The sequence below is a fragment of the Cryobacterium sp. Y62 genome (assembly GCF_002929785.1).
Lineage (GTDB): Bacteria > Actinomycetota > Actinomycetes > Actinomycetales > Microbacteriaceae > Cryobacterium.
In genome coordinates this window covers 65,800-78,801 of sequence record NZ_PJJK01000108.1, presented here as the reverse complement: position 1 = coordinate 78,801, position 13,002 = coordinate 65,800, and the positions used below count along the sequence as shown (strand labels likewise).

General features: G+C 66.2%; 13 protein-coding genes. 5 read left to right on the top strand and 8 right to left on the bottom strand.

Annotation, left to right across the window (positions count from 1 at the left end):
• Positions 1-17: 17 nt before the first annotated feature.
• From CXY71_RS10995 to CXY71_RS21100, 3 genes are all read right to left on the bottom strand, one after another.
• Positions 18-335 (bottom strand): WhiB family transcriptional regulator, encoded by a 318-nt coding sequence (locus CXY71_RS10995; RefSeq protein WP_104132008.1) that lies wholly within the window; start codon positions 333-335, stop codon positions 18-20.
• Positions 336-539: 204 nt separating this feature from the next.
• A complete protein-coding gene (gene galE / locus CXY71_RS10990; protein WP_104135649.1) occupies positions 540-1,505 on the bottom strand; it encodes a UDP-glucose 4-epimerase GalE in 966 nt (321 codons plus the stop codon).
• 46 nt (positions 1,506-1,551) lie between these two features.
• Positions 1,552-1,692 carry a hypothetical protein gene (locus CXY71_RS21100; protein ID WP_158253062.1) on the bottom strand — a complete coding sequence of 47 codons (141 nt, stop codon included), beginning with the start codon at positions 1,690-1,692 and terminating at the stop codon, positions 1,552-1,554.
• A gap of 120 nt (positions 1,693-1,812) precedes the next feature.
• Between CXY71_RS21100 and CXY71_RS10985 the strand changes: the two genes are divergently transcribed.
• Positions 1,813-2,769, top strand: coding sequence for a GlxA family transcriptional regulator (locus CXY71_RS10985; RefSeq protein WP_104135648.1), 957 nt, complete (start codon positions 1,813-1,815; stop codon positions 2,767-2,769).
• A gap of 25 nt (positions 2,770-2,794) precedes the next feature.
• Here the strand turns inward: CXY71_RS10985 and manA are convergent, their stop codons facing one another.
• Positions 2,795-4,078: a mannose-6-phosphate isomerase, class I gene (gene manA / locus CXY71_RS10980; RefSeq protein ID WP_104135647.1), complete on the bottom strand. Its 1,284-nt coding sequence runs from the start codon at positions 4,076-4,078 to the stop codon at positions 2,795-2,797.
• Positions 4,079-4,202: 124 nt separating this feature from the next.
• Here manA and CXY71_RS10975 point away from each other — a divergent pair, with 124 nt between their 5' ends.
• The 4 genes from CXY71_RS10975 to CXY71_RS10960 all read left to right on the top strand — a co-directional run bounded on the left by CXY71_RS10975 (position 4,203) and on the right by CXY71_RS10960 (position 9,792).
• Positions 4,203-5,381 carry an acyl-CoA dehydrogenase family protein gene (locus CXY71_RS10975; RefSeq protein WP_104135646.1) on the top strand — a complete coding sequence of 393 codons (1,179 nt, stop codon included), beginning with the start codon at positions 4,203-4,205 and terminating at the stop codon, positions 5,379-5,381.
• A gap of 95 nt (positions 5,382-5,476) precedes the next feature.
• Positions 5,477-6,943, top strand: coding sequence for an NAD(P)/FAD-dependent oxidoreductase (locus CXY71_RS10970; protein ID WP_104135645.1), 1,467 nt, complete (start codon positions 5,477-5,479; stop codon positions 6,941-6,943).
• Between the two features lie 121 nt (positions 6,944-7,064).
• Positions 7,065-8,486 (top strand): O-antigen ligase, encoded by a 1,422-nt coding sequence (locus CXY71_RS10965; protein WP_104135644.1) that lies wholly within the window; start codon positions 7,065-7,067, stop codon positions 8,484-8,486.
• 22 nt (positions 8,487-8,508) lie between these two features.
• Positions 8,509-9,792 (top strand): O-antigen ligase, encoded by a 1,284-nt coding sequence (locus CXY71_RS10960; protein ID WP_104135643.1) that lies wholly within the window; start codon positions 8,509-8,511, stop codon positions 9,790-9,792.
• Positions 9,793-9,986: 194 nt separating this feature from the next.
• Here CXY71_RS10960 and CXY71_RS21095 read toward each other — a convergent pair whose 3' ends face one another.
• The 4 genes from CXY71_RS21095 to galE (CXY71_RS10950) form a co-directional block, all read right to left on the bottom strand.
• Positions 9,987-10,130: a hypothetical protein gene (locus tag CXY71_RS21095; RefSeq protein WP_158253061.1), complete on the bottom strand. Its 144-nt coding sequence runs from the start codon at positions 10,128-10,130 to the stop codon at positions 9,987-9,989.
• A 349-nt stretch (positions 10,131-10,479) separates the two neighbouring features.
• The gene (locus tag CXY71_RS20710) at positions 10,480-10,713 is read right to left on the bottom strand and encodes a hypothetical protein (protein WP_146072806.1); all 234 of its coding nucleotides are present in this window, start codon (positions 10,711-10,713) and stop codon (positions 10,480-10,482) included.
• 315 nt (positions 10,714-11,028) lie between these two features.
• Positions 11,029-12,003 (bottom strand): glycosyltransferase family 2 protein, encoded by a 975-nt coding sequence (locus CXY71_RS10955; RefSeq protein ID WP_104135642.1) that lies wholly within the window; start codon positions 12,001-12,003, stop codon positions 11,029-11,031.
• Positions 12,000-12,974, bottom strand: coding sequence for a UDP-glucose 4-epimerase GalE (gene galE, locus CXY71_RS10950; RefSeq protein ID WP_104135641.1), 975 nt, complete (start codon positions 12,972-12,974; stop codon positions 12,000-12,002). Before galE (CXY71_RS10950) ends, CXY71_RS10955 begins: the two co-directional genes overlap by 4 nt.
• Positions 12,975-13,002: the final 28 nt, after the last annotated feature.

Here is a 13,002-nt window from a genome sequence, read left to right as displayed (position 1 = left end):
AAACTGCGCGAATTAGGTTAGGCGCGCTTGCGCAGTTTGCGACGTTCGCGCTCGGACAGCCCGCCCCAGATGCCGAACCGCTCATCATTGCTGAGCGCGTACTCGAGGCATTCGCTGCGCACCTCGCAGCCGGAGCAAATCTTCTTGGCGTCGCGGGTGGAACCGCCTTTTTCGGGGAAGAATGCCTCGGGGTCGGTCTGCGCGCAGAGGGAATCGGCCTGCCAGGCCAGCAGGTTCTCGTCGCCGTGGTCTTGTCGTACTCCCGGAACACCGAGGGTGACGGGGTCAACGAACCAGTCCTCTGGTACTCCGGAACGATAGTCAGGTAATGCCATATCGTCTCCCAGCGCTCGATCCGCACCAACTGGTGCCGCACCTAATTACACCCGTGTAATTCGATCGCGTCAAGTCGCAAATCGTAAACCCTCAATACGGGCTAGAGAGTTGCGACGCGCCAACGGCGACAAAATTCGGCTACTCGGGGGTACCTGAACGTTGCGAACACAGTACGATCGGCGCCCTCGGCGGCGTGTCGACCCTCAATGCACGGCAGCGCGGGAAGAGTCCCAGGCGCTCTGCACCATCTGCTCGAGCGTGTGGCGCATGTTCCAGCGCAGATCACGGGCCGCGAGCGCACCGGACGCGACGATGCGATCGGGGTCACCCACGCGGCGCGGTCCGATCTCCGGGCTGAAGTCGATGCCGGTGACCCGGCGCACGGTCACCATGATCTCGCCGACCGAGACGCCGTCGCCACTGCCGAGGTTGTAGACCGGCTCGATCGCCTCCTTGGCGTCGAGCCGGCCGGCGGCGGCGACGTGCGAGAGGGCCAGATCAGCGACGTGGATGTAGTCCCGTACGCAGGTGCCGTCCGGCGTGGCATAGTCATCGCCGTTGATGCGCGGGGTGCGACCATCGAGCAGAGCGGCAAAGACCAGGGGAAAGAGGTTGTGCGGGCTGGTATCGCTCAGGCTGAGTTCGCCCGAGCCGACGACGTTGAAGTAGCGCAGCGAGGTGTGCCGCAGGCCGGTCGCGACACCCTGGTCGCGCAGCAGCCATTCGCCGATCAGTTTGGATTCGCCGTAGGGCGATTCCGGGCTTTTCGCGGTACTTTCGGTGACGAGGTCGGTGTGCGGCGTGCCGTAGACCGCAGCGCTCGAGGAGAACACGATGCGGTCGATCGCCGCCGCGTCCATGGCGGCGAGGAGCGTGGCCGTCGCGGTGACGTTTTGTTCGTAGGTGTGCAGGGGGCGTTGCACCGAAACGCCGGCGTACTTGAATCCGGCGACGTGCACGACGCCGTGCACGTCATGCTCGCGAAAGGTGTGCACGAGCAGGTCGCCGTCAAGCACGCTGCCGCGTACGAAGGGCACTGTGGCCGGCACGAAAGATTCGTGGCCACTCGAGAGGTCGTCGAGCACGACCACGTCGAGCCCTTCAGCCTGAAAAGCGCGCACCACATGGGCTCCGATATAGCCCGCTCCGCCAGTTACCAACCACGTCATACTACCCCGCTCGTTCCCGGTGGCACCGATGTGCCACCGCTTCAGGCTAGCGCCGGCGAATCAGTGCCTCATCGTCGTCGGTTTCTCTGATGGCTTGGCGACCGTAACCGTCGCGCCCGGTGGAGCGAATCGAGGCCACAACAGCAGCAATCGCGAGGACTGTGAGGAGAAACATAAAGATGAACATGGCAGGAACTCTATGTATTGTGCTTTTCTGCCGCGAGCGGCAGAGTAGACGTTGTTCGACACATTCCTGCCAGATCCAGTGTTTCCCGTTTCCGGTTCCATCTCAGCAGAACGGATGCCCATGCTTCAAAAAATCGTCTGCGTCACCCTTCCGGGTCTGGCGCCGTTCGAATTCGGCGTCATCTGCGAGGTGTTCGGCATCGATCGCAGCGCGCACGGCGGGCCGGCGTTCGACTTTCACGTCGTCGCCGCCGAACCCGGCCCGATTCGCACCAAGATCGGCTTTGAAATCGTCGTGCACGACGACCTCTCGGCTGCCGCCGACGCGGACCTGATCGCGATCCCGGCCTACGAGACCGGTGCGGCGATCGACCCGCGCGTGCTGCAGGTCGTGCGCGACGCCGAGGCCCGTGGCGCCTGGGTGCTCAGCGTGTGCAGCGGCGCGTTCGTACTGGCCGAGGCCGGCATCCTCGATGGGCGCCGCAGCACCACCCACTGGATGTACACCGAAGCCCTCGCCCGGACCTACCCGAACACAACCGTCGACCCCGACGTGCTGTTTGTGGAAGACGACCACGTCGTCACCGGAGCCGGCACCGCCGCCGGCATTGACGCTGCGCTGCACATCGTACGCAAGGAACTGGGCGCGACTGTCGCGAACGTGATCGCGCGCCGCATGGTGGTGCCGCCGCAGCGCGATGGCGGCCAGTCACAGTACATCGAAGCGCCGGTCGTCGACTGCCAGGACGAATCCTTCGCCGCCGTCACCGAGTGGATGCTGCGCCACCTCGACCAGGAATTACCCGTCGATCTGCTCGCCCGCAAGTCGCTTATGTCGCCGCGCACCTTCGCCCGCCGGTTTCGCGCCGAACTCGGCACCACGCCGACCCGCTGGCTCAATCGGCAGCGGCTGCTTCGGGCGCAGGAATTGCTCGAGGACTCCTCAAACAGCCTTGAGGAGATCGCCGTCGACACCGGCTTCGGTGGGGCGGCCGTGATGCGCCATCATTTTCTGCAGGTTCTGCAGACCACGCCCACCGCCTACCGGCGGGCATTTGGCCCCCGCAAGGCCAGCTAGCCCGCCACCGACAGGCGCAGCGCGGCTACGCGCCCGTCGTCGCCAGAAACACCTCGCCGGTTCCGGCGAAGGTCAGCGTGCCCTCGTCGGGCGTGATGTACACGGCCTGGCCGCGCTTGAGCGGCCGCGACGACGCGGCCCCGGCCACCAGAAACCCGCCAGCCGTGCAGATGGCAATCGCCGGACCGGTCAGGGTGATCTGCCGCATCGTGACGGGCGTCGACGTCGCGGCGTCGGCATCCGCTTCGATCTGCACGAGCTCGAAGTCGGGCACGTCCGGCCGATACCGCAATACCCCGGGCGCGTCGACGATCGGCGCGAGGTACGGCGAGGGTGCCGGAGTGAAGTCGAGTACCGCGAGCAGCTCCTCGATGTCGATGTGCTTGGGAGTCAGCCCGCCGCGCAGCACATTATCGGAGGCGGCCATGAGTTCGACGCCGAGCCCGGATAGATACGCGTGGATGTTGCCGGCTGGCAGAAACATCGCCTCGCCGCGCTGCAGGGAGACCCGGTTCAGCAATAGGGCGAGCACGATTCCGGGGTCGCCGGGATACTCGGTGGCGAGCACACGCACCGCCGCCAGTTCGCGGGCATAGCCGATGGCCGCTCCCCCCTCGGCCAGAAACTCGGCGTGTTCGGCGAGCCCCACGACCCGTTCGACCAGCCATTTCACCTCGCCCGAATCTCCGCCGCGCCCATCGCGCAGCAGCCAGTCGACGGTGTCGGGCAGGCCCCGCGTCAGGTGGCTCTCGAGCAGGTCGATGATGGAGGCCTGCGGATTCTCGGTCGCGAGATCGAGCAGCCGCAACTCGGCAATAATGCCGCGTACCTCAGCGAGCGGCCGAAAGCCGCAGAGCGCTTCGAAGGTGTCGCTGAGCGCAACGAGCAGCTCGGGCTTGTGGAACGGGTCGCGGTAGTTGCGATTGCCAGCGTCGATGGCAACGCCCGCCTCATTCTCAAGCTCGAACCCGGTGCGGGCCTGCTCGCTCGTCGGGTGCGCCTGCAGCGACAGCGGGCGACCGGCCGCGAGAATCTTGAGCAGAAATGGGAGGCGTGGGGCCGCATCCACTTCTCGACTGGCCCAATCAGCACCGAGTGCCACCTCCGGCGCCGCAGCAATCCACGCGGCGAGGTCCAAAAAACCGCCGACCAGCGCGGGATCCTCGATCACCGACGGTGACCCGGCGTGGGCTCCCAACCACAGTTCGGCCTCCGGCCCGCCCGACGCCGTGCGGCCGAGCAGGTCAGCGATGGCATGGGTGGAACCCCATGCGTAATTGCGCGGGGTGTTGGCGATGCCCACAAACATGTACGACTCCTTCTACAACTGTTTAGACCAAACTACCAACCGGGTTGGGGCGTCCAGCCAACGACCCTAGGCTGGGCGCACTTCCCCGGTCGCACGTCGGCCGCCCTCGTGCAACGGAGCATCCATGAACTTTGAACTACTCGGCAGCGACTTCTTCGGCTACGAAAACCTGCTCACCGCGCCCGAACAGGCGGCCATCCTCAAGCTGCGCGCCTACCTCGAACACGAAGTACGGCCGATCGCAAACGGATGCTGGGACCGCGCCGAATTCCCCACCCAGGTCATCAAGCCCCTCGCCGAACTCGGCGTGTACTCCTTCGGCTGGGAGTCCACGAAACCGTTTGAGAATTCGGCAGTTTTCCGGGGATTCGTGGCGCTGGAACTGGCGCGAGTGGACGCATCCGTCGCCACCTTCGTCGGCGTGCAGACCGGTCTCGCCGCCGGCACGGTCGACGCGACGGGCTCGGACGAGCAGCGCGCCGAGTGGATTCCGCGCCTGGCCTCGGGCGAGATCGTGGGGGCGTTCGGGTTGACCGAGCCGTTGAGCGGCTCGGACGCAGCGCAGGGCCTGCGCACCACCGCCACGCGCAGCGGTGACAGCTGGACGTTGAACGGTGCCAAACGCTGGATCGGCAACGCCACCTTCAGCGACGTGACCATCATCTGGGCCAAGGACACGGCCGACGAACAGGTCAAGGGTTTCATCGTTCCCACCGACACCGCCGGGTACAGTGCCACCAAAATCGAGGGCAAGATCAGCCTGCGCGCGGTGCAGAACGCCGACATCGTGTTGACCGACGTGGTCGTTCCCGAGAGCCTGCGCCTGCAGAACGCCAACTCGTTCAAGGACACCGCGAAGGTGCTGCGGGCCACGCGCGCCGAGGTGTCGTGGGCGGCGGTCGGCAATGCCATCGGCGCCTACGACGCGGCCGTCGCCTACGCGCACGAACGCGAGCAGTTCGGCAAGCCCATCGGCGGTCACCAGCTCGTGCAGGATCTGCTGGTTAAGAGCCTCGGCAACATCACCGCAAGCCTCGGCATGGTCGTGCGGGTGTCGCAGCTGCAAGACGAGGGCGTGCAGCGCGACGAGCACTCCGCGCTGACCAAGGCGTACACAACCAGCCGCATGCGGGAAAGCGTGGCCTGGTGCCGCGAGCTGTTCGGCGGCAACGGCGTCACCCTCGAGTACAACGTGGCCCGGCACTTCGCCGACGCCGAGGCCATTTATTCCTACGAGGGCACTCAGGAGATGAACACCCTCATCGTGGGCCGCACCATCACCGGCCAGGCCGCCTTCGTCTGAGCTGATCCCAACGGCCCTGAATCCACGGGCGGGGGTGCGCCCGCGCCCCGCCCGGGATACGGTGTCGGAATGAGCCCACTCCAGTCCGGCCCCGCGTGACGACCGACCAGGGGCTCGACGCGATCGTCGTCGGATCCGGCCCGAACGGTCTCGCCGCCGCCGTAACTCTCGCCCGGGCTGGCCTCAGAGTGCGCGTCTACGAGCGCAACTCGGCGATCGGTGGCGGGGCGGCCACCGCCGAACTCACCCTGCCCGGGTTTCACCACGATGTCGGGAGCGCGGTGCATCCGCTCGCCCTGGCCTCCGAGTTCTTTCAGAAGTTCGGCCTCAAGGACCGCATCGAACTCACAGTTCCCGAGATCTCCTACGGGCATCCGCTGCCGGGCGGCCTGGCCGGTGTGGCCTGGCACGACATCGAACGCACGGCCGCCGGCCTCGGCCGGGACGGCCCGGCCTGGTTAAACCTGCTCGAGCCCCTGGTCGACCACATCCACGCCATCGCCGAACTCACCGGGGATACGCTGCTCCGGGTGCCGCGGCATCCGCTCACCCTGACCAGGTTCGGGCTGCGCACCCTCGAGCAGGGCGGCCCGGCCTGGAACTGGCGCTTCACCGGCGAGACCGCGCCGGCGTTACTCACCGGCACCTTCGCCCACTCGATCGGGCGGCTACCGAGCCCGTCTACTGCCGGGGCCGGGCTCGTGCTCGCCGCGCACGCGCATGCCGGGGGCTGGCCGATTCCGACCGGAGGAAGCGGCGCCATCGTGTGGGCCCTCGCCGACGATCTGCTCGCGCACGGCGGCGAGATCGTGACGGATGCCGAGATCGTCAGCCTCGCAGAGCTGCCGCCGGCCCGCATCGTGCTACTCGACCTGACGCCACGCGCCCTCTTCGAGCTCGCCGACGGCGCCCTACCCGCCAGCTACGCGGCATCCATGAAACGGTTTCGTTACGGCAACGCCGTCGCCAAGGTGGATTTCGCCCTCTCCGAACCGGTTCCCTTCACCGCGACCGACTTACGGCGAGCGCCGACCCTGCACGTGGGCGGCACCCGCGCCGACCAGGCTCGTGCCGAAAACGCTGTTGCCCGCGGGCGGCACGCCGAATCACCCTATGTGCTCGCCGCGCAGCCGAGCATTCTCGACGCCACTCGCGCTCCCGCCGGAAAACACACCCTCTGGGCCTATACGCACGTGCCGGCGGGCTCCACCCGCGACCAGACCGAGCAAATCACCCGACAGATCGAACGCTTCGCCCCGGGCTTTCGCGACACCATTCTCGCCTCCTACAGCCAGACCGCCGCGCAGATGCAGAACCACAATCCCAATCATGTGGGCGGCGACATCGCGGCCGGAGCCGTCAGCATGGCCCAACTCGTGCGCCGCCCGGTGCTCTCGGGCGACCCGTGGCGCACCCCCCTGGACGGCGTCTACCTGTGCTCGTCGTCGACCGCGCCAGGCCCAGGCGTGCATGGAATGTGCGGCTACCGCGCCGCCCTCAGCGCCCTGGCCCACGAATACAACATTCTGGTTTCCCCCGATCTTTCCCTCTCAACCCGCTAACTTTCCGCGAAAGCGGGTGAAGTGTTGTTTCAGCCACCGCGACGCAACCGTTTACCCATTTTCGCGACATGGTAGAACAATCTCGCGAAACCCAACGGAACAACACCGGTAATCTAAATCCATGTCCGCTGTACAGAGTCGTCTCGCCATTCGACTCTTTGCGACCTTCGTCTGGTTCACGGTTCTGGCCGGCCAGTTTTGGCGTAACCTCGGCGGCTGGTGGGGCTTCGGCGCCATCGCCGTGATCGTGGTCATTGGCAGCGTGATCGGCCTGGGTACCCAGCGCCACAACGCCCGCCGTCGGGCAACCGCCAATGCAGCCACAGCGCAAGCAGCCGTCGACGACGATACCCCCACCGACCGCGACATCGCCCGCGGCCACACCTACCGGGCAGCCCTGGCCCCGCTGCCGAACTGGCGCAAATTTCCGAAGACCATCACCGCCTTTCTGCTGCTGGCTACCCTGTCGATCGCGTGGTCGTATTACCCGGGGGCCTCCGCTCTCGGCGTTATCCTGCAGCTGATCACCACCCTCGCTGCGCTGTTTTTGGCCGTGACCCTCACCTGGCCGGAGCTGCTGCGCACCTTGGCCGGCGCCCTGCGCTGGGTGCTCGCCCTCTCCCTTGTCTTCGAGCTGTTCGTGGCGGTTGTTGTGCAACACGAAGTGCTCCCGTTCTTCGTCGACTACGGCACCGCTGACGTGCCGGGCGCCTTCTACTGGAGCAGGGGCCTACTGTTAAATGGCGGCCCAATCGAGGGCATCGTCGCCAACCGCAACCTGCTCGGATTCACGGCTTTGATAGCCATCATCGTGTTCACCGTGCAACTGAGAGCCCACATCGTCAGGCGCAACGCCGGACTGGTCTGGCTGGCGCTGGCCGTCGGGATGCTACTGCTCACCCGCTCAGCCACGGTCACCGTCTCGCTCGTCGCGGTCGTCGCGGCCCTATTGTTCGCGCTCTGGGCCAGACGACTGCACGACGAGCACCGGCGGCCGCTGTATGTCGTGGCGACGGCATCCGTTTTGGCGATCGCAGCGGCGCTCGCACTGTTCTCCGCACAACTGTTCGGCCTGCTCGGCCGCAGCAACGACCTCACCGGCCGCTTCGACATTTGGGCCAGCGTCACCGGGCTCGCCCTCGAGCGACCCCTGTTTGGCTGGGGCTGGGTGAGCTACTGGGTGCCGTGGGTCGAACCGTTCAACGACCTCGCCGTGCGCAAGGGCGTCACCTACCTGCAGGCGCACAATGCCTGGCTCGACGTTTGGCTGCAGCTCGGCATCATCGGCGTGGTTCTGTTCGCCGCCCTCGTCTTCTCGACTCTCTGGCGGGCCTGGTTCCTCGCCGTCGACCGGCCGCGCCTCGGCATCGAAGACACCGAACCGTTCGCCGTCTCCGCACTGCTGCCCCTGCTGCTGCTCGCCGCGCTGATCGCGCAGAGCGTGGCCGAGAGCCGACTGCTCATCGAGAGCGGCTGGGTGACTCTCATCGTGCTCGCCGTCGTCACCAAACGGCAGCAGCACGCGCCCAGGCCGATGCCGTGACCTGCGCGCGGTAAATTAGAGCATGACCACCCTGCCCGAGGACCTGCGCCGGGTGCTCGCGTCGCCGAAATTCGCGGCCGCACTCACGCTCATAATTTTGGCGACCGCATTCAGTACCCATCTGCTGCGCAGCGTCATGGGCTGGGCCGGTCTCATCGGTATTCTCGGCGGCCTCGTCCTGCTCGCGGTGGCCTCGCTGCTCGCCCGCCGCCCGATCGTGGAATGGCACGGCCTGCTGCCCATTTCGATCATCGTGTTCGTGGCCTGGTGCGCAGTGTCCGGCGTGTGGAGCGGCTACGTCACCGAGACGCTCATCGGCGTCAGCTATCAAATCACCGTCGGATTCCTCGCCATCTACGTGGCCCTTGTGCGCGACACCTTTCAGGTGGTGCGCGCCATCGGCGATGTGCTGCGCGTGCTTCTCGGCCTCTCGATCGTGCTCGAAGTGCTCTCTGGTCTGCTGCTCGACCTGCCGATCGCCTTTCTCGACGTGGTCGGCGACATCGACCAGCTCGGCCCGATCCAGGGCATCTTCGGCTCCCGCAACGTTTTCGGACTCATCGCGCTCATCGCCGCGGTCACCTTCTACGTCGAGCTGCGCGCCCGGTCGATTCCGCGCAGCCTCGGCCTCGGCTCGATGTGGCTGGCCGGTATCTGCCTGGTACTCTCCCGCTCCCCCGTCGTTGTCGTCGTCGCGATCTGCGTCAGCGTCGCAGCGCTCGCGCTCTACCGCTTGCGTCGCACCCCCGTTGCCGGCAGACGGATGCTGCAGCTCGGCCTCCTGAGCGCGGCCCTCGTCGCCGCCGGCGCGGCCTGGCTCGGTCGCACGACCATCATCGACACTCTCAACGCCGGCAGTGAGTTTGAAGCGCGATACTCGCTCTGGAGCGAGATGTGGCGGCTGGTGGAGCTGCATCCGCTCGAGGGCTGGGGTTGGGCCGGATTCTGGCCGCAGGACGTCACGCCATACGGCTGGCTTGAATTCACCACCGGGCGTGCGCATCTGACCGGCCTCAACGCCTACCTTGACGTGTACTTTCAGGTCGGATTGATCGGCTTTCTCGCTTTTCTCGCCCTCGTACTGCTGGCCTTCGTGCGTTCCTGGCTGCTCGCTTCGAACAAGCGCTCGCTGGTCTACGTCTGGGCGCCGCTCATACTCGTCACCCTGCTGGTGACCAGCGCGGCGGAGAGCACCATTCTGTCTGAGTTCGGCTGGTTGCTGCTGGTGATCTGTGCGGTCAAGGCCGCGCAGGGTCTGAGCTGGCGCAGCGCCCTGCCGCACAAGCCGCACCCCGACGCCGCATAGACTCCGCCCACGGAAGGGCCCGGCCGATCTCGAGAATGCGCTCCGCATCGAGCCCGCCGATATCGCCCGTCCGTCCGTCAACTCTGACGGTCTGCGACCTGCGCCCCTCACGCTGTTCGAGCCCCCCGCGACCGCCAGATCGCCAGGCGATCAGCGCTGGCGGTCGTGCGTAATCCGGCCCGCAGCAGAATGCATCAGCTGACGTCGGCGTCCTGCTGCCGTTTCGATTCGAGCATGAGCGGGCTTTTGTTCACTAGCGGGATCAGCGTCTGTGTCGTGTCGATGTTCGCGGGTGGTTGCAGCCAGAACCCGCCGTGCTCGCCCTGCTCGGCGATCACCCGCCAGCTTTCCTGATGGAGTCGGCGGTAGCAGTGACCGCAGAGCAACAGTCCACGGTCGATGTCGGTCGTGCCCTTGTCAAAGAATCCGTGGCCGACCCGTCCGACCGGTTCCGCACTGGGTCGTGCCGCGCGGAGTAGTGCTGATGAGAGTGGTACCGGCGAGGGTGGTACTGAAATGGTTGGTGCTGAAAGCGGTGGTATTGAAGACGGTCGAACTAATGAAGGTGGTGCAGAAGAAGATGGTAGCGGCGGCGGAGAGGGTGTAGCTGCAGGACTTTGTCCGAGTACTGGGGACCGTGGTGAGCGTGCCCAGTGTCAGCGTGCCCAGTGTCAGCCGGCCGAGAGTCTACCGGCCGAGCCTGCGCCCGCGCGGTGGCACCTGGCCGGGCTTCAGGATTGACCGGCATGAGCCCGGCCCGGCGTGCCCGGCCCGGCGTGCCCGGCCCGGCGTGCCCGGCCCGGCGTGCCCGGCCCGGCGTGCCCGGCTGTAAACGAGCTCGACGTTCAGTCCGGTCACCTCCGGCACGTGCGCTGTGAGCACCGTCCTGAGAATGGTGGCGGACACAGTCAAGGCTCCCACACCAGAGTCCTACAGACCACCGTCAGCCCGTCCGGTCGCCGAAATGACCCAAAGTGGTGCTCGCGAATGGCATCGTTGCGGCCGTGATTCACACGGCCCTCGCGCCGACGCTCGCTGACAATGAGGGAGCGTCGCAAGGCGCGGAGCGCGAACGCAGAATGCGCGTTGCCTGTTTGCCGGATAGAACACGGCGGGGACTCCCGCAACCAAGGCTGGTCCCGTGACAAAGAATCGGCCTTCTTCACCGTGGCCCCGACAGTGTCCCTTCCGGTCAGGCCTAACGACACTCCGTGATCCCGTTTTCCCGCCGGTAGCTCAGACCGGCTGCACCAAATCGCGCAGCACGTCTTGCAGTCCCAGCCCGAACCGGGAATAGTCGCCCGCGTGCCAGCCGCGCACAATCGGCCCCACGCGCAGCGCCCTGGCTGCCGGCAGCGCGCTGCGCCGCGTCTCGTGGGCGAGTTTCGCGTCGATCAGCGCCAGCACCGAAGCGGATGCCGCCGGCTCGAAACCCGATGCCCGTTGCTGCAGCGCAGCGGCTCGCGCCCACAGCCGCGCGTTCCGCGCCGTGCGCGGCGCGCGCAGCCGACCGAGCTTGCCCGTGGCGTCGAGGGTCGTCACACCGATCTGGTTGCCACCGTGCTGGCGATAGTCGATGAGGGGCTCCTCGAGCAGGTCGACCAGCCCTGTTGCAGCGGCGACCATCGCCATCCACTCGTCATGGACCCACGCCGAGGGAAAGGGGCGTGATTGCTCGACCAGGTCACGCCGAACCATCATCGTCGCCCCGGTGACGATGTTGCGCCGCAGGTATGCGTCGATGGCGTGCCCCGCGTGCACGGCGCGCCGGTCGGCGGGCGACACGCCCAGGGTTTGCAACAGCGTGAAGCCGAGGGGCGCCCCGTCAGCGTCGACGAGTCGGGCGTCGGCGTGCAGCATCTGCAGTATGGGCCGACGGGTGAACTCGGCCACCATACGATCCAGGCGCTCGGGCCACCAGATGTCGTCCTGGTCGCAGAGCGCGATGAGGTCGCCGGTGCAGGCGGCGAGCGCCTGCTCAAAGTTCGCGGTCACTCCAAGCGCGGTCACGTTCTGCAGCAGCACAACGTCGATATCGGTCCACGCCGCTGTGACCCGCTCCAGCACCGCCAACGTCTTGTCCGTCGACCCGTCGTCGGACACCACGATCTGGTCGGGACGCAGTGACTGCCCCACAATGCTGAGCAGCTGCTCTTCAAGATACGCGGCGCCGTTATACGTGCACAGCGCAACGGAGACGCTGTCTCTCATGAGCGCTGCAAGAGCAGGTGTGAGTCCCAGGCCGACTGTACAATGTCGACCAGTCCACGCCGGGCAGTCCACCCGATGGATGCGAAGATTGCTGCCGGGTCGGCCACGACGATGGCCGGATCGCCCGGGCGTCGTTCGCGAATTTCGGGGAGGATACTCAGACCGGATACCCGCAGAATCTCGTCGACCATCTCGCGCACCGACGAACCGAGGCCCGTACCCACGTTGTAGACGTCATGCCGCGCGCTCCCTCCGGCCAAGCCGTCCAGGGCGGCCAGGTGCGCCTCGGCGAGGTCGGCCACGTGAATGTAATCGCGCACGCACGTTCCATCGACGGTGTCGTAGTCATCCCCAAAGATAAGGGGCGCCAGGCCCTGATCGAGCCGTTCAAAGACCATGGGCACCAGGTTGAGGGCTGCAGTATCGCCGAGTTCAGCCCAACCCGCGCCGGCCACGTTGAAATAGCGCAGGCTGCAGGCGCGCAGGTCGAAAGCACCGACGGAATCCGACAACAGCCATTCGCCGATAAGTTTGGTCTCACCGTAGGCGTTGAGCGGATGCCGCGGTGTGTCTTCACGCAGCGCGGCACCCTCTGAGGTTCCATAGACTGCGGCCGACGAGGAGAAGACGATCTGCGTGACCCGCACCTGTTCCATGGCGAGCAGGAGGTTGGCGAGCGATCCGACATTCTGCTGAAAATACCAGGCGGGTCGAGCCACCGATTCGCCAACCTGTTTGCGGCCCGCAAAGTGGATGACGCGGTCGACGTTGTGCTCGTGCATGACGGTTTGGAGCATCGACGGTGCATTCGACTGGGCGAGATCCATTTCGACGAGAAGAACGTCGGCAATCCGGTTTCGATCTCCCGTGACCAGGTCGTCGACAACGACGACGTCATCGCCCCTCTCCCTGAGCAGACGCACCACATGGGAACCGATATAGCCGGCACCGCCGGTCACAAGCACTGTCACCTGTTTAGTTTGCCATTCTTTAGCGGTG

What these genes read in the sequence shown, in the direction of transcription:
- CXY71_RS10995 (WP_104132008.1), bottom strand. Translation starts at nt 335, where the DNA reads ATGGCATTACCTGACTATCGTTCCGGAGTACCAGAGGACTGGTTCGTT.
- galE (WP_104135649.1), bottom strand. Translation starts at nt 1,505, where the DNA reads ATGACGTGGTTGGTAACTGGCGGAGCGGGCTATATCGGAGCCCATGTG.
- CXY71_RS21100 (WP_158253062.1), bottom strand. Translation starts at nt 1,692, where the DNA reads ATGTTCATCTTTATGTTTCTCCTCACAGTCCTCGCGATTGCTGCTGTT.
- CXY71_RS10985 (WP_104135648.1), top strand. Translation starts at nt 1,813, where the DNA reads ATGCTTCAAAAAATCGTCTGCGTCACCCTTCCGGGTCTGGCGCCGTTC.
- manA (WP_104135647.1), bottom strand. Translation starts at nt 4,078, where the DNA reads ATGTTTGTGGGCATCGCCAACACCCCGCGCAATTACGCATGGGGTTCC.
- CXY71_RS10975 (WP_104135646.1), top strand. Translation starts at nt 4,203, where the DNA reads ATGAACTTTGAACTACTCGGCAGCGACTTCTTCGGCTACGAAAACCTG.
- CXY71_RS10965 (WP_104135644.1), top strand. Translation starts at nt 7,065, where the DNA reads ATGTCCGCTGTACAGAGTCGTCTCGCCATTCGACTCTTTGCGACCTTC.
- CXY71_RS10960 (WP_104135643.1), top strand. Translation starts at nt 8,509, where the DNA reads ATGACCACCCTGCCCGAGGACCTGCGCCGGGTGCTCGCGTCGCCGAAA.
- CXY71_RS10955 (WP_104135642.1), bottom strand. Translation starts at nt 12,003, where the DNA reads ATGAGAGACAGCGTCTCCGTTGCGCTGTGCACGTATAACGGCGCCGCG.